Raw genomic sequence first — 25434 nt, 5'->3', positions numbered from 1 at the left:
TCGTGCTGCAGTTCCTGGCGACCTCCGGCCTGCTCGACGGCGGGCTGAAGATCCGCCCGATGGTGCTGCCCGACCGCTTCCTCGACCACGACACCCCGGCCAAGCAGTACGAGGAAGCCGGCCTCGGCGCCAAGTCCATCGTCGCCACCGCGCTGCTTGCGCTCGGCATCGACGCGTTGGCCGAGGTGCGCGCGTAGGGCGTATCCAAGGTCACATAGTTCAAGGTCACATAACTGCAATAATGGGCCGCCTGCCCGGGCGGCCCTCTGTCTTTGGTCCGTAGGACAAGGATCGGCATCGAAAGACCTACCCCGATTTGGGTAGTTTCGTGTCTATAGGTTCCCCTGGAGACGACATCGTCGTTCCACTACATTTCGGAAACGAGGTTCACTCCGTACGGACACTGCGAAGGACCGTCAGTTCTACAATGGTTCCCCTGTCTGACACCGCCGCTGCCGGCGCATTTGGAGCCGGCGACACGGCGCTTCTCCTCGCGTCGCTGGAACAGGCGCCGGTCGCCATGGCCGTGATCGAAGGGCCCGAGCACCGCTACCGCTATGTGAACGCTGCGTTTCGTGCGCTGCCCATGGCATCGGCCCCCCAGCTTGGCGACCGGTTGGCGGAGGGGGTCCCGGGGTTGGTGGATGGTCTGGATGAGGTCCGCCGCACCAGCCGGCCGGCGCGGGTCAGCGACCTGACCGTCACCGGTGCGGACGGCCGGATCCATGTCTGGGATGTCGACTGCGCGCCGCTGTCCGGATCCGGGAGCGCGCACGGCGTGCTGATCACCATGCACGACGTGTCCGCCAAGGCGGCGGCGTTGAAGCAGACGGAAGGGCTGCTGCGCGAGGTCAACCATCGCGTCAAGAACAGCCTGCAGCTGGTCTCCAGCCTGCTCACCCTGCAGGCGCTCAGCGCCAAGGACCCGGAGCTGCGCCGGCAGTTCCAGGAGGCCTGCGGCCGCACCGGCACCATCGCCCAGGTGCATCAGCGCCTGTACCAGAGTCAGACCTACAGCGAGGTCGCCTTCGGCGCCTACCTGCGCGACCTCTGCCGCGAGCTGGGCGGCAGCGCCGCTGCGGCCGGCCGCACCATCGCGGTGGAGGCCGACGATGTCGACTTGCCGGCCGACACGGTGATCCCGCTCGCGCTGGTGGTGAACGAACTGGTCAGCAACGCTGTCAAGTACGCCTACCCGGAGGGGCATCCGGGCGAGGTGGCGGTGGGGTTCCACGTGCAGCCGGATGGCCGCAAGAGCCTGACCGTCGCCGATCACGGCGGCGGCCTGCCCGAGGGCTACGACGTGGCGCGCGCCGACACGCTGGGCATGAAGGTGGTCCGCGCCTTCACCAGCCAGCTCAAGGGCAAGTTCCGCGCCGAGCCGAACGTGCCGGGCACGCGCTTCGTGGTCGACCTGCCGGCCTGATTCCCTTGCAGCGGGCGCCTCGTTACGCCATGCATCTCGCCTGATCCTGGGGGAGGTGCCGGCATGGCGAAGGTACGCGTGGACATGGCGCTGGTGGAGCGCGGGCTCGCCGAGAGCCGTGCCAAGGCGCAGGCGCTGATTCTCGCCGGGCTGGTCTATTCCGATACCCGCCGCATCGACAAGGCCGGCGACCTGCTGGCCGAGGGCGCGCCGCTGTCGGTGAAGGGGCAGGACCACCCCTGGGTGTCGCGCGGCGGGCTGAAGCTGGTGAAGGGGCTGGACGAATTCGGCATCGATCCGGCCGGGCTGGTGGCGCTGGACGTCGGCGCCTCGACCGGCGGCTTCACCGACGTGCTGCTGACCCGCGGGGCGGCCAAGGTCTACGCGGTGGACGTCGGGCACGGGCAACTGGCCTGGAAGCTGCGGCAGGACCCGCGCGTCGTGGTTCTGGAGAAGACCAACGCCCGCCACCTGACCAGTGCCGAGATCCCCGACCCGGTGGACCTCGTGGTGTGCGACGCCAGCTTCATCGGGCTGGAGGTGGTGCTGCCCGGCCCGCTGGCGCTGGCGGCGCCCGGGGCGCGGCTGGTGGCGCTGATCAAGCCGCAGTTCGAGGTCGGCAAGGGCCGCGTCGGCAAGGGCGGCGTGGTCCGCGAGCCGGAACTGCACGCCGAGGTGTGCGAGCGCATCCGGTCCTGGCTGGATGGCCTGCCGGGCTGGCGCGTGCTGGGCATCGCCGAGAGCCCGATCACCGGCCCGGAAGGCAACAAGGAGTTCCTGATCGGGGCGATGCGCGAGTAGTCCCCCCTAAAACTTCACTGCCGGCATCTTCGCCCTCACCCCAGGCTCCGCTACGTCCAGCAGCGGCCCGAGCCACGCACGCAGCTCGCGCGCCACCGCATCGCGCACCAGGCCCTTGCCGGACATCACGCTGCGGATCTCCTCCAGCGTCGACTTCGGCGGCGGGAAGGGCTCCAGCGCCACCGGGGCGTCGGGTTTCAGCCCGATCGCCTCGCGCACCCGCATCAGCGCCGTCTCGGTGTCGCCCAACTCGTCCACCAGCCCCAGCCCCAGCGCCTGCTGGCCGGTCCACACGCGCCCCTTGGCCGCCGCGCGCACCTTGTCGGCGGGCAGCCTGCGCGCCTCGGCGACCTTGGCGAGGAAGCTGGCGTAGGTGCGGTCGATCATCGCCGTCAGGCGCGCCTGTTCGGACTCGTTGAACGCCCGGAACGGCGACCACATGCCGGCGTTCTTCGCGTCCGCCACCACGCCCCAGTGCACGCCCAGCTTTTCCGACAGCCCCTCCAGCGACATCTTGCCGGCGACCACGCCGATGGAGCCGGTGATGGTGCCGGGCATCGCCACGATGCGGTCGGCGTTCATCGAGATCCAGTAGCCGCCGGACGCCGCCGCGTCGCCCATGGAGACCACCACCGGCTTGCCGCGCTCGCGCGCCCGCACCACGGCGCGGCGGATCGACTCCGACGCGGTGACCGAGCCGCCGCCGCTGTCGACACGGAACAGGATCGCCTTGACGTCGTCGTCCTCGACCGCCTTGTCGAACGCTTCGACGATGGTGTCGGAGCCGGCGGAGACCTCGCTGATGCCGCGCCCCTCGCTCTCGCCGCGGCTGATGGTGCCGACCGCGTGGATCAGCGCCACCACCGGCCCGTCGCGGTGCGGCGGCCCGGCCGCGTCCAGGTAGTCGGTCAGCTCCACCGTCTCGCCGCCGCCGGCGCGGCGCCTCGCCTCGGCCTCGGCCTCGTCGCGGTAGCCGATGCGGTCGATCAGCCGGGCCTGCAGCGCCTCCTGGTCCATCAGCGGCGCCCGGTCGATCAGCGCCCGCACCTCGTTCACGTCGAGCCGGCGGGCCTTGGCGATGCCGTCCACCAGCTGCTTGCTGAGGTCGGACAGCAGCGCCTGCGTCATCTCGCGGTTGGCGGGTGTGAGGTCGCGCTGGGTGAAGGTGTCGGCGAAGCTCTTGTACTCCTCGCGCTGCTGCACCTGCGGCTGGATGCCGAGCTGGTCGAGGGCTCCCCGCGCGAACGGGATCTGCGCCGCCAGCCCGGTGATGCCGACGTCGCCCAGCGGCTGCACCCACACCTCGTCGAAGCCGGTGGCGAGGTAGTAGGAGCGGTTGCCCGCCCCGCCCTCGCCGAACCCCTCGGCAAAGGCCAGCGCGAAGCGCCCGGTGGCGCGGAACCGTTCCACGGCGTTGCGGATCTCCTGCGCCTCGGCGAAGCCCGGCTCGTGCCCGCCGATGCGGACGAGCAGGCCCTTGACCCGCGCGTCGGTGCGCGCCCGCTCCAGCGCGTCCAGCACGTCGCGCAGGCTGGCCTCGCGCCCGAGCAGGCTGCCCAGCGCGTCGGCGTCGGGCCGGCTGGACAGCGGCTTGTCGAGGTCCAGCGTCAGCACCACCGCGTTGGGCAGCGGCTCCTCGTGCGTCCAGAGGTACCAGACGGCGGTGCCGATGCCGGTCACCACCAGGAAACCGATGAAGGCGAACAGGCGGACCAGGAAGCGCAGCATCGGGCAGGGTTCCCTATCAGCGGTCGAGGGTGTGGTATTCCGGGTTGGGGATCATGTCCACCGCCGAGGCGACCCGGTTCGACATGTTGTAGAACCCGGCGACGTCGGCGACGTCGAAGATCTCGTCGTTGGAGAGACCAACGCGGCGCAGCGCCTCGCGGTCCTCCTCGCCGATCGACCAGGGCTCCTTGGTGAGCTTCCAGGCGAAGTCGAGCATGGCGCGCTGGCGCGGCTCCAGCGGCGCCACGCGGTAGTTCGCCGCCAGCATCTCGCCCAGCTGCGGGTCGCCGGACAGCTTGCGCACCGCCTGCCCGTGCGCCACCAGGCAGTAGTAGCAGTGGTTGGCCGAGGAGACGACCACCGCGATCATCTCGCGCTCCAGCTTCGACAGCCGGCTCTCGCCGAGCATCAGTTCGTTGTAGAACTGGGCGAAGGTGCGCAGCTTCTTCTGCCGGCTGCTGTAGGCGCGCAGCACGTTGGGGATGAAGCCCAGCTTCTCCGTGCACTTGTCGAAGTAGGCCATCATGTCGTCGTCCAGCGTGGACGGGTCCGGCACCGGCAGGGCCATGATGTGATCGGGTTGCGGCATCGCGTGGGTTCCTCCCCTTGTCGTCGCGTCCAAGGTAGCGGCACCCGCCGCCGACGCAAGCCTTCCCTGCACGCCCATACCGAACTTCGCCCTCGCCAAGCGGGGCGCGGACGTGCCATCAATTCGCCGTTAGTTCAAGGCGTTGACTTGGCAAAAGGCGATGAACGACGCTTCGGTCATGGGATGGTCGCGGCTGGGGCCGCTGTCCGTGCTGGTGGTGGAGGACGGCGCCTTCATCCGCTCGGTGCTGACGGGCGCGTTGCGCTCGATCGGCGTCGGCACCGTGCACGCGGCGAGGAACGGCGCCGACGCCATCCGCTTCCTGGAGGAGCGTAAGGCGGCGCTGCCGCCCGGCACCGCGCCGGTGGACGTGGTCATCACCGACATCGTCATGCCCGAGGTGGACGGCATGATGCTGCTGCGCTGGATCCGTTCCAGCCCGCGGTCGCCGGACAAGTTCCTGCCGGTGCTGATGCTCTCCGGCGCCGCCGACCGGCACTACGTGGCGCAGGCGCGCGACCTCGGCGCCACCGACTTCATCGCCAAGCCGTTCTCGGCCGGCACGGTGAGCGCCCGGCTGATGATGGCCATCGCCCGGCCGCGCCGCTTCGTGCTGGCCGCCGGCTATTTCGGGCCGGACCGCCGGCGCGCGGCGAAGCCGGTCATGATGGACTGCCGCATGACCAGCGAGCGGGAGATCCTGGTGGTGCACAGCCGGTCCCGCCCGATGGGGCTCGACCGCCATCCGGTGGTCTATTTCGAGCTGCCGAACCGCCTGGGCGCCAAGGTCGGAGTCGGCCCGCGCGACCCGGTGCCGGCGCTGCCAGAGTCGGTGCTGGAGGCGGCGGAGGCGGAGATCCAGAGCCGCGCCGGCGACTACGCCACCTGGATCGCGGCCGAGGTCGAGGAGATGGCCCGGCGCGTGGACCGGCTGGGCGCCGACTCGCGGCACATCGCCGGGCTGGTGGTGGACATCAACCGCTCGGCGCACGAGATGCGCGGGCAGGGCGGCATCTTCGGCTATCCCCTGATCACCCAGGTCGCCAAGTCGCTCTACGAGGCGACCAGCGGCGGGCTGAAGGTCGTCACGCCGAACGAGCAACTGCTGTTCAAGGCGCACGTCGACGCGATCAAGGCGGTGATGCATGGCCGCGTCAGCGGCGACGGCGGCGCCACCGGCCAGCAGCTGCTGGCCTCGCTGGCGGTGGCGAAGAGGAAATACGCGAAGGAGGCCTGACGCCCTATTCCGCCGCATCGGCGTGCCGGAGCGGCGGCCGGGCGTGGTCGAGGAAGGCGGTGAGCGCACTGGAGCGGAAGGCGTCGCGGCGGCGGATGAACACCGTCTCGACGTTGGCGTCCACCGGCGGCAGGCCGTGCGCGGCGACCAGCCCGTCGCGCACCGCCCGCGCCACCACGGCGCGCGGCAGCATGGTGACGCCGATCCCGGCGGCGACACAGGCGAGGATGCTGTCCAGCGTGCCGAACTCCAAGAGCCGCAGCGAGACGACGCCGCGCTGCGCCAGGATCGCCTCCAGCCGGTGACGGTAGGAGCAGCCGGCACGGAACACCACGATCTTCAGGTCGCCGCGGCGCGCCAGATCGTCCAGCGAGCGGAGCGGGCGGGCGGTCACCACCACCAGCTCCTCGCGGTAGACGGTCTCCTCCTCCAGATCCGGGTGGTCCACCGGGCCGCAGACGAAGGCGCCTTCCAGGCGGTGCTCCAGCACGTCGCGGATCAGCTCGGCGGTGGTGCCGGTGCGCAGCACCAGATCGACGTCGGGATAGGACGCGGCGTAGGAGGCCAGCACCGGCGGCAGGCGCAGCGCCATGGTCGTTTCCAGCGAGCCGAGCGTCAGCGCCCCCTTGGGCGCGCCGTCGTCCTTCGCCGCGCGCTTGGCGTCGTCGAGCAGCAGCGCCACCCGCACCGCGTAGGGCAGCAGCCGCACCCCGGCGTCGGTCAGCGTCACGCCGCGGCTGTGGCGGTGGAACAGCGGGACGCCCAGCTCCTCCTCCAGCGCGCGGACGCGCGCGGTGACGTTGGACTGCACGGTGTTCAGCTCGGCCGCCGCGCGGTTCATGCCGCCCAGCCGGGCCACTGCCTCGAACACCCTGAGATCGCCCGCGTCCATGTCCGCTCTCCGCGCCGGTCCGGGGGCAGGTTACACCACCGGCGGGTCGACGCCCAGCCAGCGCAGCGCCAATTCGCGCAGCCGCGCCGTCTGCCGGCGCTGGCGGCTGGTGGAGACCGCGTAGCCGAACCATGTCAGCCCGGCGATGGCGATCCACGACGCCAGCAGGTAGCGCCAGTCGCCCCCGCCGATCAGCAGCAGCATCTCGATCAGCGCGGCGATCGCCAGCACCGCCCAGCAGAGGATGCGCGTGCGGTGGAAGGCGGCCTCGTCGCTCGCCTCGAACTCCTGCGCCAGCGCCTGCAGCTCCAGCCCGGCCTGGCGGCGGGCGTCGGTCATTGTGTCCATCGTATCGCTCCCTTGCCTGTCGGACGGAAAACGCCTGGAGGGCGGCGTCGGTCCGGTGCATCATCCCCGTCAACAACCGGAACACCGGGAGGGGATATGGAGTACCGCAAGCTCGGCCGCAGCGGCGTCAAGGTGTCGCCGCTCTGCCTCGGCACCATGATGTTCGGCGGTCCGGCCGACGAGGCCACCAGCGCCCGCATCGTCGCGCACGCGGCGCAAGCCGGCATCAACTTCATCGACACCGCCGACGTCTACAACGAGGGCCGCTCGGAAGAGGTGGTCGGCCGCGCCATCGCCGCGGACCGCGAGCGCTGGGTGCTCGCCACCAAGGTCGGCAACGCCATGGGGAAAGGTCCCAATCGGCGCGGCCTGTCGCGGCGCTGGCTGACGCTGGCCTGCGACGCCAGCCTGACGCGGCTGGGCACCGACTGGATCGATCTCTACTACCTGCACCGCGAGGATCCCGACACCCCGCTGGAGGAGACGGTGGCCGCCCTCGCTGACCTGATCCGGGCGGGGAAGATCCGCACGTTCGGCGTCTCCAACGTCCGCTCCTGGCGGATCGCCGAGATCTGCCGGCTGTGCGATGGGATGGGCATCGACCGGCCGGTGGCATGTCAGCCCTACTACAACGCCATGAACCGCATGCCGGAGGTCGAGGTGCTGCCGGCCTGCGGCCACTACGGCCTGGGCGTGGTGCCCTACAGCCCGCTGGCGCGCGGCGTGCTGACCGGCAAGTACGCCCCCGACGCCGAGCCGCCGCCCGATACCCGCGCCGGCCGCAAGGACACCCGCATGATGAACACCGAGTGGCGGCGCGAGAGCCTGGAGATCGCCCAGACCCTCAGGCGCCACGCCGAGGCGCGCGGCATCACCGCGGGTCAGTTCGCCGTCGCGTGGGTGCTGAACAACCGCCTCGTCACCGCGCCCATCGCCGGCCCGCGCACGGAGGAACAGTGGCGTGACTACCTGGGCGCGCTCGATTACGCCTTCACGGCGGAGGACGAGGCGCTGGTGGACGGCCTGGTGACCACCGGACACCCGTCGACACCCGGGTACAACGACCCAGCCTACGCCATCGAGGGGCGGGTGACGCGCACCGTCTAGGCCAAGTCCGGCTGGCTCGCCGGGAACCGCGGGTCGTGCGGATCGGTGGGCCGGCCGGGAATCTTGCCGGGGATGATGCCGATCTGGTCGGGACGCGTGCGCTCCTCCTCCTCGGCCGGGGTGTCTCCGCGCGGATCCCGCGGGTCGGTCGGTTTCGGGTCTGTCATGGCTGGCTTCCCTGGATGCTTCCCGTGGTGAAAACACCGCAGTCGCAAGGCCGTCTCGCGCGGGCTCGCCGCATAACCCTGTGTGCATTTGCCGCGTTGCGGGCTCCCGGTTGCCTGCCGAGGCTGAAGGCGTCACTCAACGTTTGGCACATTCACTGGCCGCCGCCGTCCCTCACCGGGCGTCGGCGGCTTTCTTTGTCCTGGCCGAAGGTTAGAGGGGGCGGCCCTTTGTTTCGGTATTCCCTCGGGGCCGGAGTGTGTCACCATGTCGCGGTCCGGGGCAGCGCAAAGGCATCCCTATGGAAAGCCGCCGAAACCAGCCGCAGCGACACATCGTCCTCGCCTCGCATCCGGGCGGCGCCAAGCCGCGCTACACGCCGGTGCACTGGGGGGCGGCCACGGCGGCGGAGCGCGGACCGGTGGTCGCCTCGCTCTCCGATCCCTCGCACCGCAACGCCATCGGCGCGCACGCCGGCAGCTACGCGGTGTACCGGGCGCTGGCGGTGGCGGCCGGGCAGCTCAGCGCCTACCACGTGCCGGACCTGACCAACACCGCCCCCGCCGAGGCCATCGGCCCGCACCCGCAGTGGTTTGACCCGGAGAAGATCGTCTCCATGGACCCGTTCGGCCACGTGGTCAGCGAGGCGTTCAAGGAGCACCTGGACCGCGGCGTCGATGTCCGCCCGACCGTCGCCGTCACCAAGGCGCGCATCAAGGTGCCGGAACTGGCGGAGGCCATGCAGGCCGGCCGCCTGAAGCCCGACGGCAGGATCCTGCTGGAGAGCGGCGACGCCCGCGTCACCAAGATCGCCATCGAGCCGGTGTGGTTCCTGCCCGGCGTCGCCAAGCGCTTCGCCATCACCGAGACGGCGCTGCGCCGCGGCCTGTTCGAGCACACCGGCGGCATGTTCCCCGAACTGGTGACCCGCCCCGACCTCAAGGTCTTCCTGCCGCCGATCAACGGGCAGACCGTCTACATCCTGGGCGACGTCGCCGCGATCACCGACCCGGACCGCCAGGTCGCCTGCCGCGTGCACGACGAGTGCAACGGGTCGGACGTCTTCGGCTCGGACATCTGCACCTGCCGCCCCTACCTGACGCACGGCATCGAGGAGTGCATCCGCACCGCGCAGGACAACGGCGTCGGCCTGGTCATCTACAACCGCAAGGAGGGCCGGGCGCTCGGCGAGGTGACCAAGTTCCTGGTCTACAACGCCCGCAAGCGCCAGCCCGGCGGTGACCGTGCTGAGGCCTATTTCGAGCGCACCGAGTGCGTGGCCGGCGTGCAGGACATGCGCTTCCAGGAGCTGATGCCCGACGTCTTCCACTGGCTGGGCGTCACGCGCATCGACCGCATGGTGTCGATGAGCAACATGAAGTCCGATGCCATCCGCCGCGCCGGCATCGAGATCGTCGAGCAGATCCCCATCCCCGACGAACTGATCCCCGACGACGCCAAGGTGGAGATGGACGCCAAGAAGGCCGCCGGCTACTTCACCCCCGCCGTACCGACGGCGGATGAGTTGGCGCGGGCCAAGGGCCGGGGGCTGACGGATTGAGCGCCGGACCGGACACCAGCGTCGCATGGCTCCTGTCGGCCGACGCCGTGCGGGAGCGGGCGCACGCCCTGCTCGCCGAGGCCGAGCGCGGCGCGCTCGACCACTTCGAGCTGCACCCGGAGTGTCTGGACGAGGCCGCTGATCTGGTGGTCGAGGTGACGCGCGATTGCTACCCCGACCTCGCGGTGCCCTACCACAGCCGCTGGCGGCACTTCGTGGTGAACGGCGAGGACCGCTGGGTGAAGCTGGCGGAGACGCTGGACTGCCTCGACGCCGACGAGCTGGCGCGTATCCGCATCGACCTGGCGGTGGTCAGCGTGCTGCTCGACGCCGGGGCCGGCGACCTCTGGCGCTACCGCGACGCCGACGGGGCGGAGCTGATGCGCTCGGAGGGGCTGGCCATCGCCAGCTTCGACATGTTCCGCCACGGCGCCTTTGCCGAGAGCACCGGCCTGCTGCGGCTGCGCGCCGACGCCGACGCATTGATGGACATCGCGGAAAGCACGCTCGCCGACGGCTTCCAGGTCTCCGCCGGCAACCCGCTGGTCGGGCTGGACGGGCGGGTGGCGCTGCTGCGCCGGCTGGGCAAGGCGCTGAACAAGGCGCCCGACCTGTTCGGCCGCCCGGCGCGCGTCGGCAACCTGTACGACCACCTCAAGGCGCAGGCGCCCGGCGGCGTGCTGCCGGCGTCGGCGATTCTGTCGGCGGTGCTGCGCGGCCTCGGGCCGATCTGGCCGGGGCGGATCGAGCTGGAGGGCGTCAACCTGGGCGACGTCTGGCGCCACCCGACCGGCGGGCTGGTGCCGTTCCACAAGCTGTCGCAGTGGCTGACCTACTCGCTGGTCGAGCCGCTGGAGGACGCCGGGATGCGCGTCATCGGGCTGGACGGGCTGACCGGCCTGCCGGAATACCGCAACGGCGGGCTGCTGGTGGACACCGGCGTGCTGGCGCCGAAGGACCCGCGCGTGCTGGCCGACGCGCTGGAGGTCGGCGATCCGGCGGTGGTCGAGTGGCGGGCGCTCACCGTGGCGCTGCTCGACCGGCTGGCGGACGGGGTGCGGGCGCGGCTCGGCGTGCCGGCGGAAGCCTTCCCGCTGGCCAAGGTGCTGCAGGGCGGCACCTGGACGGCCGGCCGCTGGATCGCCCGCGAGCGGCGCCCGGACGGCAGCCCGCCGATCCGCATCCGCAGCGACGGCACGGTTTTCTGACGCAGGGGTCCGCGCATGCCCATTCCGACGCTCACCGTCATCGACCACCCGCTGGTGCGGCACAAGCTGACCCTGCTGCGCCGCAAGGAGACGCCGACCCTTCGCTTCCAGGAGGTGATGCGCGAGCTCTCCCAGCTCATGGGTTACGAGGTGACGCGCGACTTGGCCCTGGAGACGCGGCCGGTGGAAACGCCGCTGACCACCTTCGACGCGCCGATCCTGACCGGCAAGAAGCTGTGCCTGGTGTCGATCATGCGGGCTGGGCAGGGCATGCTGGACGGCATGCGGACGCTGCTGCCCTCGGCCCGCATCGGCCACATCGGCCTGTACCGCGACCAGGAGACGCTGACCCCCGTCGAGTACTTCTTCAAGGTGCCGGAGGACATCGAGGAGCGGCTGGTCATCCTGGTCGATCCGATGCTCGCCACCGGCCACACGGCCGAGGCGGCGGTGCACCGGTTGAAGGACGCCGGCGCGGTCTCCATCAAGCTGGCAGTGCTGGTGGCGGCGCCGGAGGGGTTGCGCAACTTTTACGACTCGCACCCGGACGTGCCGGTCTACGCCGCGTCGGTGGACCGGCAGTTGAACGGGCAGGGCTACATCCTGCCCGGCCTGGGCGACGCCGGCGACCGGCTGTACGGCACGCGGTGATACCGGTTGCCGAGCATCGGGTGCCGTGCCACGCTCGTCGCCGTTTGCTGAACCGTACGAACAAGAAGAGGGTGGGCAGATGGGGACCTGGGTCAGGGACGTGACTCGCCGCGCCGTGCTGTGCGGCGTTGCGGCGGCGGCGGTCGCTCTTTCCGCGCCCGCGTGGGCGCAGGGCAAGCTCAAGGTGGCGGGCGTCTACACCGTGCCGATCGAGCAGCAGTGGGTCAGCCGCATCCACACCGCGCTGAAGGCCGCCGAGGCACGCGGCGACATCGACTACGTCTGGGCCGAGTCGGTCGCCAACACCGACTATGAGCGCGTCATGCGCCAGTACGCCGAGGGCGGCCAGCAGCTGATCTTCGGCGAGGTGTTCGGCGTCGAGCGCGCGGCACGCACCGCGGCCAAGGACTACCCCAAGACCGCGTTCGTCATGGGCTCCAGCTTCCAGCCGCAGGAACCGAACTTCTCGGTCTTCGACAACTACATCCAGGAGCCGGCCTACCTGACCGGCATGATTGCCGGGGCGATGACCAAGTCGAACGTGATCGGCATGGTCGGCGGCTACCCAATCCCCGAGGTGAACCGCCTGATGAACGCCTTCATGGACGGCGCCAGGGAGGTGAACCCGAACGTCAAGTTCTCGGTCAGCTTCATCGGCTCCTGGTTCGACCCGCCGAAGGCCAAGGAAGCCGCCTTCGCCATGATCGACCGCGGCGCCGACGTGATGTACGCCGAGCGCTTCGGCGTGTCCGACGCCGCCAAGGAGCGCAAGGCGCTCGCCATCGGCAACGTCATCAACACGCAGCCGCAGTACCCGGAGACGGTGGTCGCCAGCGCGCTCTGGCACATGGAGCCGTCGGTGGACCGCGCCATCGCCGCGGTGAAGGCCGGCTCCTACAAGGCCGAGGACTACGGCCCCTACAGCCTGATGAAGCACAAGGGCTCCAGCCTCGCTCCCCTCGGCACCTTCGAGGGCAAGGTGCCCGAGGCGGCGGTGGCCAAGGTGAAGGCCCGCGAGCAGGAGATCCGCGACGGCAAGTTCACCGTGAAGGTCAACGACGGCGAGCCGAAGTCGACGATGTGAAGATGAGCCCTCCCCCGCCTCCGGCGGGGGAGGGTTGGGTGGGGGCAGCGGCCCCGCCAAGCATCCGCCGGCCGACAGCGCCGTTGCCCCCACCTGACCTCCCCCAGCGGGGCTGGGGGAGGGATCGAGTGTCCCTCTTCAAAACCGATGACCCCCGTCCTCCGCCTGACCGGCATCACCAAGCGCTTCGGGCCGCTGGTCGCCAACGACGCCATCTCGCTGACGCTGCATGCCGGCGAGGTGCTGGCGCTGCTTGGCGAGAACGGCGCCGGCAAGACGACCCTGATGAACATCCTGTTCGGCCATTACGTGGCCGACGAGGGCTCGGTGGAGGCGTTCGGCCGTCCGCTGCCGCCGGGCTCGCCGCGCGCCGCGCTGGAGGCCGGCATCGGCATGGTGCACCAGCACTTCACGCTGGCCGACAACCTGTCGGTGCTCGACAACATCGCCGTCGGCACCGAGCCGCTGTGGCGTCCGTGGTCCGACCGCGGCGGTGCGCGCAAACGGCTGCTCGATCTGGCCGGGCGCTTCGGCCTCGGTGTGCGGCCGGACGCGCTGGTCGCCGACCTGTCGGTGGGCGAGCGGCAGCGGGTGGAGATCCTCAAGGCGCTTTACCGCGACGCCCGCATCCTGATCCTCGACGAGCCGACCGCGGTGCTGACCCCGCAGGAGGCGTCCGGCCTGTTCGACACGCTGCGCCGGCTCACGTCGGACGGGCTGGCGGTGGTGTTCATCAGCCACAAGATGAACGAGGTCTTCGCGGTGAGCGACAGCGTCGCCGTGCTGCGCGCAGGCCGGCTGGTCGCCACCCGCCGGACGGCCGAGACCGACCGCGAGGAGCTGGCCGCGCTGATGGTCGGCCGCGATATCAAGCCGCCGACTCCCGCCCCGATGGAACCCGGCGAACCGGTGCTGGCGCTGTCCGGCGTGACGGTGGCCTCGGGCCATGGGCGGCCGCTGCTCGACGCGGTGGACCTGACGGTCCGGCGGCATCAGGTGATCGGCATCGCCGGGGTGTCGGGCAACGGCCAGACGGCGCTGGCCGATCTGATCAGCGGGCTGATCCATGCCGATTCCGGCAGCGTGACGCTGAAGGGAGAATCCGTCGTTGCCGCCGATCCCGCCGCCATGGTCCAGCGCGGCGTCGCGCGGATTCCCGAGGACCGGCACGCCGCCGGCCTCGTCGGCGCGATGTCGGTCTGGGAGAACCTGATCGCCGAGCGCTACCGCGACCCGGCCTTCTCGCGTTTCGGCGTGCTGAAGCGCGGCGCGGCGCGCCGTTACGCGGACGAGGTGATCCGCGCCTTCGACGTGCGCTGCCCGGGGCCGGACGCGCGCACGCAGCTGCTGTCCGGCGGCAACATGCAGAAGCTGATCCTCGGCCGCACGCTGGCGCACCGGCCGGACCTGATCCTGGCCAGCCAGCCGACGCGCGGCCTCGACGTCGGTGCGGTGTCCTACGTGCACGGGCGGCTGCTGGAGGCGCGGGCGGCGGGGGCGGGGGTGCTGCTGATCTCCGAGGATCTCGACGAGATCCTGGCGCTGGCCGACTGCATCGCGGTGATCCACCACGGCCGGCTGACGCCGCTGCTGCCGCACGACCGGGTGTCGATCCGCCAGCTCGGCCTGCTGATGGCCGGGCACTGGGACGTGCTGAAGGAGGTCGGCCATGCGGCTTGAACCGCGCACGCACACGCCGCTGGCGGTGCGCGTGCTGGCGCCGGTCGGGGCGGTGCTGGCGGCGCTGGCGCTGTGCGCGCTGCTGGTGGCGTGGACCGGGGCGCCGGTGCTGAAGGCGTACGGGCTGCTGGTCGAGGGCGCCGTCGGCTCGCGCTTCGCGTTGACCGAGACGCTGACCCGCGCCACGCCGCTGATCCTCACCGGGCTGGCTGCCGCCGTCGCCTTCCGCGCCAGGCTGTGGAACATCGGGGCGGAGGGGCAGCTCTACATGGGCGCGCTGGCCGCGGTGGTGCTGGGCGGCGGGATGCTGAACCTGCCCTTCTGGCTGCTGATCCCCACGGTGCTGATCGCCGGCGCACTGGCCGGCGGGCTGACGCTGCTCGGGCCGGCGGTGCTGAAGGTGCGCTTCGGCGTGGACGAGGTGGTGACGACGCTGCTGCTGAACTTCGTCGTGCTGCTGCTGGTCTCCCTGCTGCTGGAGGGTGCCTTGAAGGACCCCATGGGCATGGGCTGGCCGCAGTCGGCCCCGGTGGTCGAGGCCGCCGAACTGCCCAAGCTGGTGGCGCGCACCCGCCTGCATGCCGGGCTGGTGATCGCGCTGGCGTTGGCGGCGGTGCTCTGGCTGATCGACACCCGGACCATCTGGGGCTACGAGAACCGGGCGGTCGGCGCCAACCCGCGCGCCGCCGCCTTCGCCGGCATGCCGGTTACGAAGGTCATGCTGCGCACCGCGGTGCTGTCCGGCGGGCTGGCCGGGCTGGCCGGAGCGGCGGAGGTGTGCGGGCTGAAAGGCTACCTGACGCTCGACCTGTCGCCGGGGTTCGGCTACAGCGGAATCGTGGTGGCGATGCTGGCGCAGCTGCACCCGCTGGGCGTGGTCGGCGGGGCGCTGTTCATCGCCGGCATCTTCGTCGGCGCCGACGCCATGAGCCGCGCCGTGCCGGTGCCCAACTACATCGCCGACGTGCTGGTCGCCACGAGCCTGCTGTGCATGCTGGTCGCCGGGCTGCTGGCGCGCTACCGGCTGCGGCGGGGGTAGGGCGCCATGGAGATTCTCGACGTCCTCGTCTCGGCCGCCTTCTGGACCGCGGTGCTGCGCATCGCGACACCCTACGTGCTCGGCACGCTGGGCGAGCTGCTGTGCGAGCGCGCCGGGGTGCTGAACCTCGGCATCGAGGGCATTATGACGCTGGGCGCCATGGCCGGGTGGATGGCGGTCTACCAGGGCGGCGGTCTGTGGACCGGTGTCCTGGTGGCGATGGCCTGCGGCGCGCTGATGGGTCTGCTGCACGCCTCCCTGACGGTGCCGCTCGGCCTGTCGCAGCACGTGGCGGGGATCGGCGTGACGCTGCTGGGCACCAGCCTGTCCTACTTCGTCTACCGCCTCGTGCTGCCGCAGGCGAGCACGCCGCCGACCATCCAGCCGTTCCAGCCGCTCGACCTGCCGGGCGCGCTGGCGCAGACGCCGCTGACCTACCTCGCGGCGCTGCTGGTTCTGGCGGTGGCGTACGCGCTGTACCGCACGCCGGTCGGGCTGGCGGTGCGCATGGTCGGCGAGAACCCGGGCGCCGCCGAGGCGCAGGGACTCAGCGTCACCGCGGTGCGCGTCGGCGCGGTGATGGCGGGCAGCGCGCTGATGGCGCTGGCCGGGGCGTTCCTGACGCTGTCGGCGTTCAACGCCTTCTTCTTCAACATGGTCAACGGGCGCGGCTGGATCTGCATCGCGCTGGTGGTCTTCGCCTCCTGGCGGCCGGGCAAAGCGCTGCTCGGCGCCTTGCTGTTCGCCGCCTTCGACGCCTTCCAGCTGCGCCTGCAGCAGATTGCCGGCGGGATGCTGCCGTACCAGGTCTTCCTGATGCTGCCGTACCTGTTGAGCATCCTGGCGCTGGTGCTGGTGGCGCGGCGCGCCGCCTACCCGCGCGCCCTGATGATCCCCTACCGCAAGGGAGAACGCTGATGTTCGATCTGATCCTGCGCCGCGCGACCTTACCCGACGGACGCACCGGCATCGACATCGGCATCCGCGGCGGGCGCGTCGCCGCCGTCGAGCCCAACCTGCCCGGCGAGGCGGGGCAGGAGATCGACGCCACCGGCCGGCTGGTGACGCCGCCCTTCGTCGACGCGCACTTCCATATGGATTCGACGCTCAGCTACGGCATGCCGCGGGTCAACCGCTCCGGCACGCTGCTGGAGGGCATCGCGCTGTGGGGCGAGCTGAAGCCGACGCTGGTGCAGGACGCCATCGTCGAGCGGGCGCTGGTCTACTGCGACTGGGCGGTGGCGCGCGGCCTGCTGGCGATCCGCAGCCACGTCGACGTCTGCGACCCGCGCCTGCTCGCCACCGAGGCGCTGCTGGAGGTGAAGAAGCGCGTCGCCCCCTACCTCGACCTGCAGCTGGTCGCCTTCCCGCAGGACGGCGTGCTGCGCTCGCCCGGTGCGGTGGAGCTGCTGAAGCGGGCGCTCGACATGGGCGTCGACGTGGTTGGCGGCATCCCGCACTTCGAGCGGACCATGGCCGATGGCGCGGAGTCAGTCCGCCTGCTCTGCGAAATCGCGGCGGAGCGCGGGCTGCTGGTCGACATGCACTGCGACGAGACCGACGACCCGCTGTCCCGCCACGTCGAGACCCTGGCCTACGAGACGCAGAGGCTGGGCATGCAGGGCAGGGTGACCGGCTCGCACCTCACCTCCATGCACTCCATGGACAACTACTACGTTTCCAAGCTGATTCCGCTGATGGCGGAGGCGAACCTGGGCGTCGTCAGCAATCCACTGATCAACATCACGCTGCAGGGCCGCCACGACACCTATCCCAAGCGCCGCGGCATGACCCGCGTGCCGGAGCTGATGGCCGCCGGGCTGACGGTGGCGCTGGGCCATGACTGCGTGATGGACCCCTGGTATCCGCTTGGCTCCGGCGACATGCTGGAGGTCGCGCACATGGGCCTGCACGTGGCGCAGATGACCGGCTCCGACGGCATTGCCGCCTGCTTCCAGGCGGTCACCGCGAACCCGGCGAAGCTGCTGCACCTGGAGGGCTACGGCCTGGAACCGGGCTGCCACGCCGACCTCGTGGTGCTCCAGGCCGGCGACCCGGTGGAGGCGATCCGCACCCGCGCGACGCGTCTGTTCGTACTGCGGCGGGGCAAGGTGGTCAGTCGCTGCGCGCCGGTGCAGGCGGAGCTGGATTTGGCCGGCCGGCCGGGGTCGGTGACGTTCACGCGGTCGTAAGCGCCCCCCGCGCCACGGTGCACCGTCGGTGCATGGAACAGAGTGGAACACGGTGAAACACTGTGCGCGGCGTGTTCAGTTCACACGTCGGCGGCATCCGGGCGCACGTGTGGTGCTTCTGACTATAATCCTAGCATTGGACGGTGGCGGCGCGCAAGACTCATGATCATCGGGCCGCCTGCCCCCATCGCCGCACCGCGGACTACGCGTTGGTCGCGGGCTCCCGCGTCGTCTCGATCAGACGGACCGCGCCGTTGACGCGCTCCAGCACCACCTTGCGCTTGTGGTGCGCCACCAGGCCCGGGTGGCTGCCGATGGTCAGCAGAGTCGCCCGGGGGAACTCCTCGTCGAGCAGTCGGAGCATCTCCTCCTCGCTGGCGGGGTCGAGGGCGTCGGTGGCGTCCTCGATGAAGATCCAGTCGGGGCGGCGGACCAGCAGGCGGGCGAAGCCCAGGCGCTGCTTCTCGGCCACCGCCAGTTCCTCGTCCCAGGGAAGCTCCTCGTCCAGCCGGTGGATCAGCTGCGCCAGCCCGACGCGCCGCAGCGCCTCGGCCGCCTGCTCGTCCGTCACCTTCTCCGGCCCGACCGGGTAGCTGAGCGCCGCCCGCAGCGTGCCGCGCGGCAGGTACGGCCGCTCCGGCATGAAGAACACGCGGGTGTGGGCGGGCAGCGCGATGCGCCCGTGGCCCCACGGCCAGACCCGCGCCACCGCGCGGAACAGCCGCACCGCCGCCCCCGGATCGCCGGAGATCAGCACGCGCTCGCCCGGCAGCACCTCCAGGTCGAAGGGCTTGATCACCATGTGGCCGTCCGGCTCGGCGATGGAGACCTGCCGGAAGGACAGCGTGCGCTCCTCGTCCGAGCGGTCGACGGTGATGCGCGCGGTGCCTTCGCCGCCCACTTCGCGGTCGAGGCGGGCCAGCGCGTCCTGCAGGCTCAGCACGCGCTCCACCGACGCCTTCCATTCGGCGGCGCGGGCGAGGTTGTCGATCGGCCAGGACAGCGCCGCCACGGTCTGCTGGAACGCCTGCGCCGTCTGCATCAGCATGCCCAGCGAGATGGCGCCGGAGATGAAGCGCGGTGCCGCCACCAGGATCGGGAAGGACGCCGACAGCACCGAGTAGGTGGCGCTGAACACCATCATGTGGGTCAGCGCCCGCGTCTGCCCGTTCCAGCCCGAGCGCACGCCGACCAGCAGGTCGCACAGCCGCCGCCGCTCCTCGGACTCGCCGTGCAGCAGGGCGATGGCCGGGGCGTTCTCGCGCACCCGGGCCAGCCCGAAGCGGAACGACGCCTCCAGCCCCTGTCGGCGGTTGACCGCCTTGACCAGCGGGTTGCCGACGACCATGGCGATGGTGGTGCCCGCCGCGGCGTAGAGCAGCGCGATGTACAGCAGGTAGCCCGGCACCGTGATGGTGACGCCCGCCACCGTGACCTCCGGCGCGCCGGAGAGCATCCACAGGATGTTGGTGAAGCTGATCAGCAGCAGCACGCAGTAGGTCAGGGAGTGGGCGAGGTCCACCGCCATCTCGGTGGCGATGCGGATGTCCTCGGCGATGCGGCCGTCCGGGTTGTCGTGGTCACCGGGAAGGTAGGTGATCTGGTGGTGCCGCCCGCGCGTCAGCCAGTCGTCGAGCAGCGTGGTGGTCAGCCACTGCCGCCAGCCGAACTGCAGGCGCCGCTTCACCTGAAGGTGCAGCGTGACGATGATGATGTTGAACAGGATGATCAGCCCGACCGCGCCGATCATCATCAGGAAGCCGTCCATGGAGCGCTGTTCGAGCGCGTCGAACAGCCGCTCGCTCCACAGGTTGATCAGCACCGGCACGACGACCTGGCCCATGGTCAGCACCAGCAGGGCCAGGGTCATCAGCCGCACGCGCCATTTGTGCTCGCTGGACCAGTAACCGCGGACGAGGCCGAGAAACCGTTGGCTGAAGCCCGGCTTCGGCTGATCGGTGGCACTCGTCGGCATGTCCGGCTCCAGTCGCATCGTCTACGCCTAAGCTATACCAAAGGAGTAGCGAAGGAACCGTTGATCACGAAGGTTTGTCTCAAAAAGTCTCCACGATGCGGCCGGCCTTCGCGGTTGCGGCAAGGAAACGGTAGCTGTCCTTCGGGGTGCGCTTCAGCGTGTCGTAATCGACCCGCACGATGCCGAACCGCTTGTCCAGCCCGAACGACCATTCGAAGTTGTCGAGCAGGCTCCAGCACAGGTATCCCTTGACGTTGCACCCCTGCGCCGCCGCGCGGGCGACCGATTCCAGATGGTCGCGGAAGAAGGCGACACGCTCGGGGTCGTGCACCGCGCCGTCGGGGCCGACCACGTCGTCGTAGGCGGCGCCGTTCTCGGCAACGTAGCAGGCGGGGTTGCCGTAGTCGCGCTTCAGCGAGACCAGCAGGTCGTAGAGGCCGTCCGGCTGTACCGGCCACGCCATGCCGGTCCAGCGGTCGCAGTGCGCGTCGCCCCACCAGACGTCGAAGGGATGCCCCTCCTCGTGCTTCATGGTCATGCGCGAGTAGTAGTTGATGCCCAGCAGGTCGATGGGATAGCGGATCGCCGCCTCGTCGCCCGGCTGCACGAAGCCCTTCATCTTGTCGGCCAGCAGCGCCGGGATTTCGCCGCGCAGCAGCCCGTCGAGGGTGACGCGGTTCCACACCGCGTCCCAGCGCGCCGCCGCCGCGACGTCCTCCGGCCGGTCGCTCTCGGCCCGGCAGGGCTGGAGGTTCAGTACGGTGCCCAGAGTCAGCCCGGAATGCTCCGCCGCGATGGCGCGCAGCGCCGCACCCTGCGCGAGGTTCTGGTGGTGCAGCGCGCGCAGCATGCCCTGCTCGCCCAGCTTGTGGCCCGGCGCCTGCTCGCCGACGCCGTAGCCGAAGATGGCGACGACGTTGGGCTCGTTCAGCATCATCCAGTCCTTGACCCGGTCGGCCAGCCGCGCCGCGACGACGCGGGCGTACTCGGCGAACGGACCGACGACGCCGCGCCCTTGCCAGCCGCCGGCGTCCTCCAGCGGCTGCGGCAGGTCCCAGTGGTAGAGGCAGGCCATCGGCCGGATCCCGGCCTCCAGGATCCCGTCCACCAGCCGGTCGTAGAAGTCGAGGCCGGCCGCGTTCACCGCGCCGGTGCCGGTCGGCAGGATGCGCGGCCACGCGATGGAGAAGCGGTAGGCGTTGAAGCCCGCGTCCTTCATCAGCGCGATGTCCTCCGGCCAGCGGTGGTAGTGGTCGCAGGCGACCGCGGCGCTGGAGCCGTCCTTGATGTTGCCGGCGGCGGTGAAGGTGTCCCACACGCACGGCCCGCGCCCGTCGGCGTCGAGCGCCCCCTCGATCTGGTAGGCGGCGGTGGAGGCGCCCCACAGGAAATCCTTGGGGAAAATGTTGGCGGCCATGGTGGGTTTTCCTTCTGGAGGGGCTTAGGGCGTCAGATGCACGGGCGGATGTACGGCTTGTTCACCTCCCACAGCTCGTCGAGGATCTTCAGCGCGGCGTCGGTCGAGGTGACGACCGGGTCGATCAGCAGCGCCTCCAGCGCCAGTTCCTTCGAGCTGCGCACCGCCGCCTCGACGGCGAGCTGCTGGACGCCGGCCTGCATGGTCAGCAGCTTGGCGATGGGGTCGGGCAGGGGGCCGAGCGAGACCGGATGGATGCCGGCGGCGTCGGCCAGCAGCGGCACCTCCACCGCCAGGTCCGGCGGCAGGTTGGGGATGACGCCGCGGTTGTAGACGATGCCGGATTCGATGAAGCGCTTCTCGTTGTAGAGGATGCCCTCGGCCACGGCGACGACGCGCTCGCCCCAGGACGGCTTGGTCCAGTCCTCGGGGATCGGCTTGGTGCCGTCGATCACGCCGTCCATCAGGTCCTTCAGGATGACCCGGCCGCGCTCGTCCCCGTCGAAGTCGAAGCCGTGCTCGCCGCCTTCCCAGCCGTAGGGCAGGTACTCGCCGGTGTGGTCGTCGCTGCAGGTCGGCCACAGCCCGAAGGCGTGGAACAGCCGGCGCGCCAGCGGCGTGAAGCTCGGGTCGTGCGTCGCCTCGCGCTCGCGCAGCAGCGGGTAGAGGTCGCGGCCCGTCGCCTTCTCGCGGATGTGCATCAGCCACTGGAAGTGGTTGAGGCCGGCGCCCCAGACGTCGATCTCCGGCTCCGTCATGCCGAGGATCTGGGCGATGAACCAGCGCGCCAGGAAGATGCCGTGGCACAGGCCCAGCGCCTTGACCCTGGCGTACTTGCCCAGCGCCATCACCACCCGGCTCTCGGGATTCGAGAGGTTGATGAACAGCGCGTCCGGGCACAGCTCCTCGACGTCGCGGGCGAAGTCGAAGATCAAGGGCAGCGTGCGCAGCGTGAAGAACAGCCCGCCGGGGCCGCCGTTCTCACCCAGGGTCTGGCGGATGCCGTACTTTTTCGGCACCTCGAAGTCGAGCTTCCACAGCCGGTTGCGGTCGATGGCAATGGCGTTCAGCACGAAGTCGGCGCCGGGCAGGGCGGCGCGGCGATCGGTGGTCTTCTCGATGACGATGCCGGCCTCGCCGCGCTGGTTCAGCACGCCGGCGAGGTCCGCCATGCGGTCGAGCGCGTCGGCGTTGGTGTCCACCAGGGTGAGCGTGCAGCCGGCCAGCTTCCTGGTGGTGAACAGGTCCTGGAACAGGCTGAGCCCGAAGGCGGCGCTGCCGGCGCCGATGAAGACGATCTTGGCCGATTTCGTCATGATTGGCTCCCGGCGGCGCGCGCCGCCTTGATGAGGTCCGCGTACCAGCGCGCCGAGGCCTTCGGCGTGCGCTTCAGGGTCTGGAAATCCACGTGCACGATGCCGAACCGCGACCCGTACCCGGTGCCCCACTCGAAGTTGTCGAGCAGCGACCACACGAAGTAGCCGCGCACGTCGGCGCCCTCGCGCATCGCCGCCCGCATGGCCTCCTGGTAGATGGTGAAGTAGGCGATGCGGTGCGGGTCGTTCACCCGACCCTCGGCGTCCACCACGTCGCTGCCGCCGCAGCCGTTCTCGGTGACGACGATCGGCAGGCGGTAGGTGCGCTGGATGTCCAGCAGCTCCTCCCGGAAGGCGTCGGGGAAGATCGCCCAGCCGACTCCGTAATCCGGCGAATTCGGTGGCGCGTCGCCCCACCAGTAGCCCCAGGTGCTGTTCGGCTCGGCCCTGGCGAAGATCGGGCCGTAGTGGTTCAGCCCGAACCAGTCGATGGATCGGCAAATGCGGGCCATGTCACCGGGCTGCACGTAGGGCTCGATGGCCTCGGCGAGGCGCGGCGGGTAGTGGCCGAGAAGCTGCGGATCGGGGAAGGCCTTGTTCCAGTGCTCGTCCAGCAGGGCGGCGGGCTCGACGTTCTCCTCGCGGCCGTGCTCGGGGATGATCTTCTGCCGGTTGTGGATGGCGCCGATGGAGGCGCCCGGCACCAGCGACCGCAGCACGTCCACCCCGGCGCCGTGGGCGAGGTTGACGTGATGGATGGCCTTGAGGTGCGCCGCGCGGTCGGTGATCCCCGGCGCCGCCCAGGGAATGGCGTAGCCGAACAGAGTGAACACCGAGAACTCGTTGAAGGTGATCCAGCGTTTGACGCGGTCGCCGTAGCGTTTGGCGCACAGGGCGGCGTAGTCGGCGAACCATCCGGCGCAGTCGCGGCTGGTCCAGCCGCCGAGGTCGTGCAGGGTCTGCGGCAGGTCCCAGTGATAGAGACAAGCCCACGGCTCGATGCCGCGTTCCAGCAGCGAGTCGATGAGGCGGTCGTAGAAGGCGAGGCCTTTCTCGTTCACCGCGCCCTTGCCGCGCGGCAGAAGGCGCGGCCACGCCAGGGAGAAGCGGTAGGCATCGACGCCGATGTCCCGCATCAGCGCGATGTCCTCGGGCCAGCGGTGGTAGTGGTCGCACGCCACGTCGGCGTTGCTGCCGTCGCCGATGCCGCCCTTCGTCTTGCAGCGGGTGTCCCAGATGGAGGCGCCGCGGCCGTCCTCGGTCACCGCGCCCTCGACCTGATAGGCCGAGGTCGAGACTCCCCAGACGAAACCCGCGGGAAACCCGGTGGTATCGATGCTGTCCGACATGCTGTCCTCCCCGGACGTGCATCTTATGGTAATACGTCCTTGGTAAAAGCTTCATGAAGCGTGCCTCGGAACGGAGCACACCATGCGCACGAAAGCAGCAGACCTGGGCTTTCCGCCGGACTTCCTGTGGGGCGCCTCCACCTCCGCCTACCAAGTGGAGGGTGCGGCGAAGGAGGACGGCCGCGGCCCAAGCATCTGGGACACCTTCTGCACGCTGAAGGACCGCGTTGACCACGGCGACACCGGCGACGTGGCGTGCGACCACTACCACCGCTACCGCGACGACGTGCGCCTGATGGCGGACCTGGGCGTGCGCGCCTACCGATTCTCCCTGGCGTGGCCGCGGCTGCTGCCGCGCGGCAAGGGGGCGGTGAACGAGAAAGGCCTCGCCTTCTACGACCGCCTCATCGATTCGCTGCTGGAACGCGGCATCGAGCCGTGGGCTTGTCTCTATCACTGGGATCTGCCGCAGGCCCTGCACGACCTCGGCGGCTGGACCAGCCGCGACACGGCGGGCTGGTTCGCCGACTACGCCGCGTTGTGCGCCCGGCGCTACGGCGACCGCGTCAAGCACTGGGGCACCATCAACGAGCCGTCGGTGCACAGCATCTTCGGCTACGCGTTCGGCTGGGGCGCGCCGAGCATCGCCGACCGCTCCATGCACGCGCGCGCCATCCACACCCTCAACCTTGCGCACGGCGGCGCGGTGGACGCGCTGCGCGCGCTGGTGCCGGGCGCTTCCATCGGCTGCATCCACAGCCATCAGCCCTGCCGGCCGGAGCGCGACGACCCGGCGTGCGTGGAGGCGGCCGCCCTCTTCGACGAGCTGTGGAACCGCGCCTTCCCCGACCCGCAGATCCTCGGCGCCTATCCGCCGCGGCTGGCCGAGGCCATCGAGCCCTACGTGCAGCCCGGCGACCTGGCCCGCATTTGCCGCCCTATCGACTGGTTCGGCGTGAACCACTACGCGCCGATGTACGCGGCGCCCAACCCGGACATGGTCTGGGGCTGTGGCTTCGGCGCGCCGCCCGACGACATGCCGCGCAGCGACGTCGGCTGGCCGCTGGAGCCGGCGGCCATGCGCGAGAACCTGTTGACCATCCACCGGCGCTACCGTCTGCCGATCGTCGTCACCGAGAACGGCTACGGCTCGAAGTCCGAGGCCGGCTTGGCGGACACGCCGCGCGTCGACTACCTGCGCGCCAACATCGCGTCGATGGCCGACGCTCTTCATGATGGCGCGGACGTGCGCGGCTATTTCGTGTGGTCGCTGCTCGACAACTTCGAGTGGGGAGGGGGCTATGGCAGCCGCTTCGGCATCGTGCACGTGGACTTCGCCACCCAGGTGCGCACGCCGAAAGTCTCGGCCCGCTGGTACGCCGATTTCATCCGCAGGGGGTGAAAAAAGCTCTGGACAGCGGGTCGGGCCATCCCATATAAGCCCTCACCCCAGCCGGAACGGTTGAAGATCGACGTCAGCAGCGCGAACAGCAATGCTGACCGAGATATTCGAAGTTGTGGCAAGGTGTTTTTCAAATTGTTGCCAAGACAAGCTGTTCTGCTTTTCCAGCAACGACAAGAAAAACGGCATCGCATCGAAATTTCTTCTTGACGCGGTGTGGTTGGTTGGTTAGGTTCTGGTCATCGCGACGGGGTGCACTGCTCCGGC

Annotated in this window: 23 protein-coding genes; 14 read left to right on the top strand and 9 right to left on the bottom strand. The window is 70.3% G+C overall.

Going from position 1 to position 25434, the window contains the following annotated elements; genetic code table 11:
* From TSO221_RS18035 to TSO221_RS18025, 3 genes are all read left to right on the top strand, one after another.
* Positions 1-197 (top strand): hypothetical protein (locus tag TSO221_RS18035; protein ID WP_199229527.1); only part of this gene is annotated, 197 nt, incomplete at its 5' end.
* Positions 198-427: 230 nt separating this feature from the next.
* Entirely contained in the window at positions 428-1426 is a 999-nt protein-coding gene (locus tag TSO221_RS18030; protein ID WP_109119905.1) for a PAS domain-containing sensor histidine kinase, read from the top strand.
* Between the two features lie 63 nt (positions 1427-1489).
* Positions 1490-2227, top strand: coding sequence for a TlyA family RNA methyltransferase (locus TSO221_RS18025; protein WP_109119904.1), 738 nt, complete (start codon positions 1490-1492; stop codon positions 2225-2227).
* Between the two features lie 6 nt (positions 2228-2233).
* Here the strand turns inward: TSO221_RS18025 and sppA are convergent, their stop codons facing one another.
* On the bottom strand, positions 2234-3955 hold the full coding sequence (gene sppA, locus TSO221_RS18020; protein ID WP_109119903.1) for a signal peptide peptidase SppA: 1722 nt from the start codon (positions 3953-3955) through the stop codon (positions 2234-2236).
* Positions 3956-3971: 16 nt separating this feature from the next.
* Positions 3972-4544 (bottom strand): peroxidase-related enzyme, encoded by a 573-nt coding sequence (locus TSO221_RS18015; protein ID WP_109119902.1) that lies wholly within the window; start codon positions 4542-4544, stop codon positions 3972-3974.
* Between the two features lie 160 nt (positions 4545-4704).
* Between TSO221_RS18015 and TSO221_RS18010 the strand changes: the two genes are divergently transcribed.
* On the top strand, positions 4705-5781 hold the full coding sequence (locus TSO221_RS18010) for a response regulator (protein ID WP_247878111.1): 1077 nt from the start codon (positions 4705-4707) through the stop codon (positions 5779-5781).
* Positions 5782-5785: 4 nt separating this feature from the next.
* Here TSO221_RS18010 and TSO221_RS18005 read toward each other — a convergent pair whose 3' ends face one another.
* Complete coding sequence (locus tag TSO221_RS18005) at positions 5786-6673, bottom strand: LysR family transcriptional regulator (RefSeq protein ID WP_109119901.1); 888 nt, start codon at positions 6671-6673, stop codon at positions 5786-5788.
* 30 nt (positions 6674-6703) lie between these two features.
* On the bottom strand, positions 6704-7021 hold the full coding sequence (locus tag TSO221_RS18000; protein ID WP_109119900.1) for a hypothetical protein: 318 nt from the start codon (positions 7019-7021) through the stop codon (positions 6704-6706).
* A 96-nt stretch (positions 7022-7117) separates the two neighbouring features.
* Between TSO221_RS18000 and TSO221_RS17995 the strand changes: the two genes are divergently transcribed.
* A complete protein-coding gene (locus TSO221_RS17995; protein ID WP_109119899.1) occupies positions 7118-8128 on the top strand; it encodes an aldo/keto reductase in 1011 nt (336 codons plus the stop codon).
* On the opposite strand, the gene TSO221_RS35995 is transcribed toward TSO221_RS17995, so the two are convergent.
* Positions 8125-8295: a hypothetical protein gene (locus TSO221_RS35995; protein WP_199229526.1), complete on the bottom strand. Its 171-nt coding sequence runs from the start codon at positions 8293-8295 to the stop codon at positions 8125-8127. The two genes, TSO221_RS17995 and TSO221_RS35995, sit on opposite strands and share 4 nt — an antisense overlap.
* A gap of 299 nt (positions 8296-8594) precedes the next feature.
* On the opposite strand from TSO221_RS35995, the gene TSO221_RS17990 reads away from it, so the two are divergent.
* From TSO221_RS17990 to TSO221_RS17955, 8 genes are all read left to right on the top strand, one after another.
* Complete coding sequence (locus tag TSO221_RS17990) at positions 8595-9854, top strand: GTP cyclohydrolase II (protein ID WP_109119898.1); 1260 nt, start codon at positions 8595-8597, stop codon at positions 9852-9854.
* A complete protein-coding gene (locus tag TSO221_RS17985; protein WP_109119897.1) occupies positions 9851-11062 on the top strand; it encodes a URC4/urg3 family protein in 1212 nt (403 codons plus the stop codon). The genes TSO221_RS17990 and TSO221_RS17985 overlap by 4 nt, the downstream gene beginning before the upstream one ends.
* A 15-nt stretch (positions 11063-11077) precedes the next feature.
* Complete coding sequence (gene upp, locus TSO221_RS17980; protein WP_109119896.1) at positions 11078-11713, top strand: uracil phosphoribosyltransferase; 636 nt, start codon at positions 11078-11080, stop codon at positions 11711-11713.
* Positions 11714-11792: 79 nt separating this feature from the next.
* Positions 11793-12797 (top strand): BMP family protein, encoded by a 1005-nt coding sequence (locus TSO221_RS17975; RefSeq protein ID WP_109119895.1) that lies wholly within the window; start codon positions 11793-11795, stop codon positions 12795-12797.
* A 147-nt stretch (positions 12798-12944) separates the two neighbouring features.
* Positions 12945-14477, top strand: a complete 1533-nt coding sequence (locus TSO221_RS17970) for an ABC transporter ATP-binding protein (protein WP_109119894.1) — start codon at positions 12945-12947, stop codon at positions 14475-14477.
* The gene (locus TSO221_RS17965) at positions 14467-15516 is read left to right on the top strand and encodes an ABC transporter permease (protein ID WP_109119893.1); all 1050 of its coding nucleotides are present in this window, start codon (positions 14467-14469) and stop codon (positions 15514-15516) included. Before TSO221_RS17970 ends, TSO221_RS17965 begins: the two co-directional genes overlap by 11 nt.
* A 6-nt stretch (positions 15517-15522) precedes the next feature.
* A complete protein-coding gene (locus TSO221_RS17960) occupies positions 15523-16434 on the top strand; it encodes an ABC transporter permease (RefSeq protein WP_109119892.1) in 912 nt (303 codons plus the stop codon).
* Entirely contained in the window at positions 16434-17708 is a 1275-nt protein-coding gene (locus TSO221_RS17955; protein ID WP_109119891.1) for an amidohydrolase family protein, read from the top strand. Before TSO221_RS17960 ends, TSO221_RS17955 begins: the two co-directional genes overlap by 1 nt.
* A gap of 202 nt (positions 17709-17910) precedes the next feature.
* Here the strand turns inward: TSO221_RS17955 and TSO221_RS17950 are convergent, their stop codons facing one another.
* From TSO221_RS17950 to TSO221_RS17935, 4 genes are all read right to left on the bottom strand, one after another.
* Complete coding sequence (locus TSO221_RS17950; protein ID WP_109119890.1) at positions 17911-19683, bottom strand: ABC transporter ATP-binding protein/permease; 1773 nt, start codon at positions 19681-19683, stop codon at positions 17911-17913.
* Between the two features lie 79 nt (positions 19684-19762).
* Positions 19763-21100, bottom strand: coding sequence for a GH1 family beta-glucosidase (locus tag TSO221_RS17945; protein ID WP_109119889.1), 1338 nt, complete (start codon positions 21098-21100; stop codon positions 19763-19765).
* Between the two features lie 32 nt (positions 21101-21132).
* Positions 21133-22416 (bottom strand): alpha-glucosidase/alpha-galactosidase, encoded by a 1284-nt coding sequence (locus tag TSO221_RS17940; protein ID WP_109119888.1) that lies wholly within the window; start codon positions 22414-22416, stop codon positions 21133-21135.
* Positions 22413-23765 (bottom strand): GH1 family beta-glucosidase, encoded by a 1353-nt coding sequence (locus TSO221_RS17935; protein ID WP_109119887.1) that lies wholly within the window; start codon positions 23763-23765, stop codon positions 22413-22415. The genes TSO221_RS17940 and TSO221_RS17935 overlap by 4 nt, the downstream gene beginning before the upstream one ends.
* An 82-nt stretch (positions 23766-23847) precedes the next feature.
* Between TSO221_RS17935 and TSO221_RS17930 the strand changes: the two genes are divergently transcribed.
* Positions 23848-25167 (top strand): GH1 family beta-glucosidase, encoded by a 1320-nt coding sequence (locus TSO221_RS17930; RefSeq protein ID WP_109119886.1) that lies wholly within the window; start codon positions 23848-23850, stop codon positions 25165-25167.
* Positions 25168-25434 lie beyond the last annotated feature (267 nt).

It is taken from the genome of Azospirillum sp. TSO22-1 (assembly GCF_003116015.1).
In the GTDB taxonomy this organism is placed as follows: domain Bacteria; phylum Pseudomonadota; class Alphaproteobacteria; order Azospirillales; family Azospirillaceae; genus Azospirillum.
Note: the sequence above shows the minus strand (reverse complement) of the source record. Positions and strands in the feature narration are given on the sequence as shown.

Bases quoted from the DNA above. Each gene is read 5' to 3' on its own strand.
- TSO221_RS18030 (WP_109119905.1), top strand. From the start codon at position 428: ATGGTTCCCCTGTCTGACACCGCCGCTGCCGGCGCATTTGGAGCCGGC.
- TSO221_RS18025 (WP_109119904.1), top strand. From the start codon at position 1,490: ATGGCGAAGGTACGCGTGGACATGGCGCTGGTGGAGCGCGGGCTCGCC.
- sppA (WP_109119903.1), bottom strand. From the start codon at position 3,955: ATGCTGCGCTTCCTGGTCCGCCTGTTCGCCTTCATCGGTTTCCTGGTG.
- TSO221_RS18015 (WP_109119902.1), bottom strand. From the start codon at position 4,544: ATGCCGCAACCCGATCACATCATGGCCCTGCCGGTGCCGGACCCGTCC.
- TSO221_RS18010 (WP_247878111.1), top strand. From the start codon at position 4,705: ATGAACGACGCTTCGGTCATGGGATGGTCGCGGCTGGGGCCGCTGTCC.
- TSO221_RS18005 (WP_109119901.1), bottom strand. From the start codon at position 6,673: ATGGACGCGGGCGATCTCAGGGTGTTCGAGGCAGTGGCCCGGCTGGGC.
- TSO221_RS18000 (WP_109119900.1), bottom strand. From the start codon at position 7,021: ATGGACACAATGACCGACGCCCGCCGCCAGGCCGGGCTGGAGCTGCAG.
- TSO221_RS17995 (WP_109119899.1), top strand. From the start codon at position 7,118: ATGGAGTACCGCAAGCTCGGCCGCAGCGGCGTCAAGGTGTCGCCGCTC.
- TSO221_RS35995 (WP_199229526.1), bottom strand. From the start codon at position 8,295: ATGACAGACCCGAAACCGACCGACCCGCGGGATCCGCGCGGAGACACC.
- TSO221_RS17990 (WP_109119898.1), top strand. From the start codon at position 8,595: ATGGAAAGCCGCCGAAACCAGCCGCAGCGACACATCGTCCTCGCCTCG.
- upp (WP_109119896.1), top strand. From the start codon at position 11,078: ATGCCCATTCCGACGCTCACCGTCATCGACCACCCGCTGGTGCGGCAC.
- TSO221_RS17975 (WP_109119895.1), top strand. From the start codon at position 11,793: ATGGGGACCTGGGTCAGGGACGTGACTCGCCGCGCCGTGCTGTGCGGC.
- TSO221_RS17970 (WP_109119894.1), top strand. From the start codon at position 12,945: ATGACCCCCGTCCTCCGCCTGACCGGCATCACCAAGCGCTTCGGGCCG.
- TSO221_RS17965 (WP_109119893.1), top strand. From the start codon at position 14,467: ATGCGGCTTGAACCGCGCACGCACACGCCGCTGGCGGTGCGCGTGCTG.
- TSO221_RS17960 (WP_109119892.1), top strand. From the start codon at position 15,523: ATGGAGATTCTCGACGTCCTCGTCTCGGCCGCCTTCTGGACCGCGGTG.
- TSO221_RS17955 (WP_109119891.1), top strand. From the start codon at position 16,434: ATGTTCGATCTGATCCTGCGCCGCGCGACCTTACCCGACGGACGCACC.
- TSO221_RS17950 (WP_109119890.1), bottom strand. From the start codon at position 19,683: ATGCCGACGAGTGCCACCGATCAGCCGAAGCCGGGCTTCAGCCAACGG.
- TSO221_RS17945 (WP_109119889.1), bottom strand. From the start codon at position 21,100: ATGGCCGCCAACATTTTCCCCAAGGATTTCCTGTGGGGCGCCTCCACC.
- TSO221_RS17940 (WP_109119888.1), bottom strand. From the start codon at position 22,416: ATGACGAAATCGGCCAAGATCGTCTTCATCGGCGCCGGCAGCGCCGCC.
- TSO221_RS17935 (WP_109119887.1), bottom strand. From the start codon at position 23,765: ATGTCGGACAGCATCGATACCACCGGGTTTCCCGCGGGTTTCGTCTGG.
- TSO221_RS17930 (WP_109119886.1), top strand. From the start codon at position 23,848: ATGCGCACGAAAGCAGCAGACCTGGGCTTTCCGCCGGACTTCCTGTGG.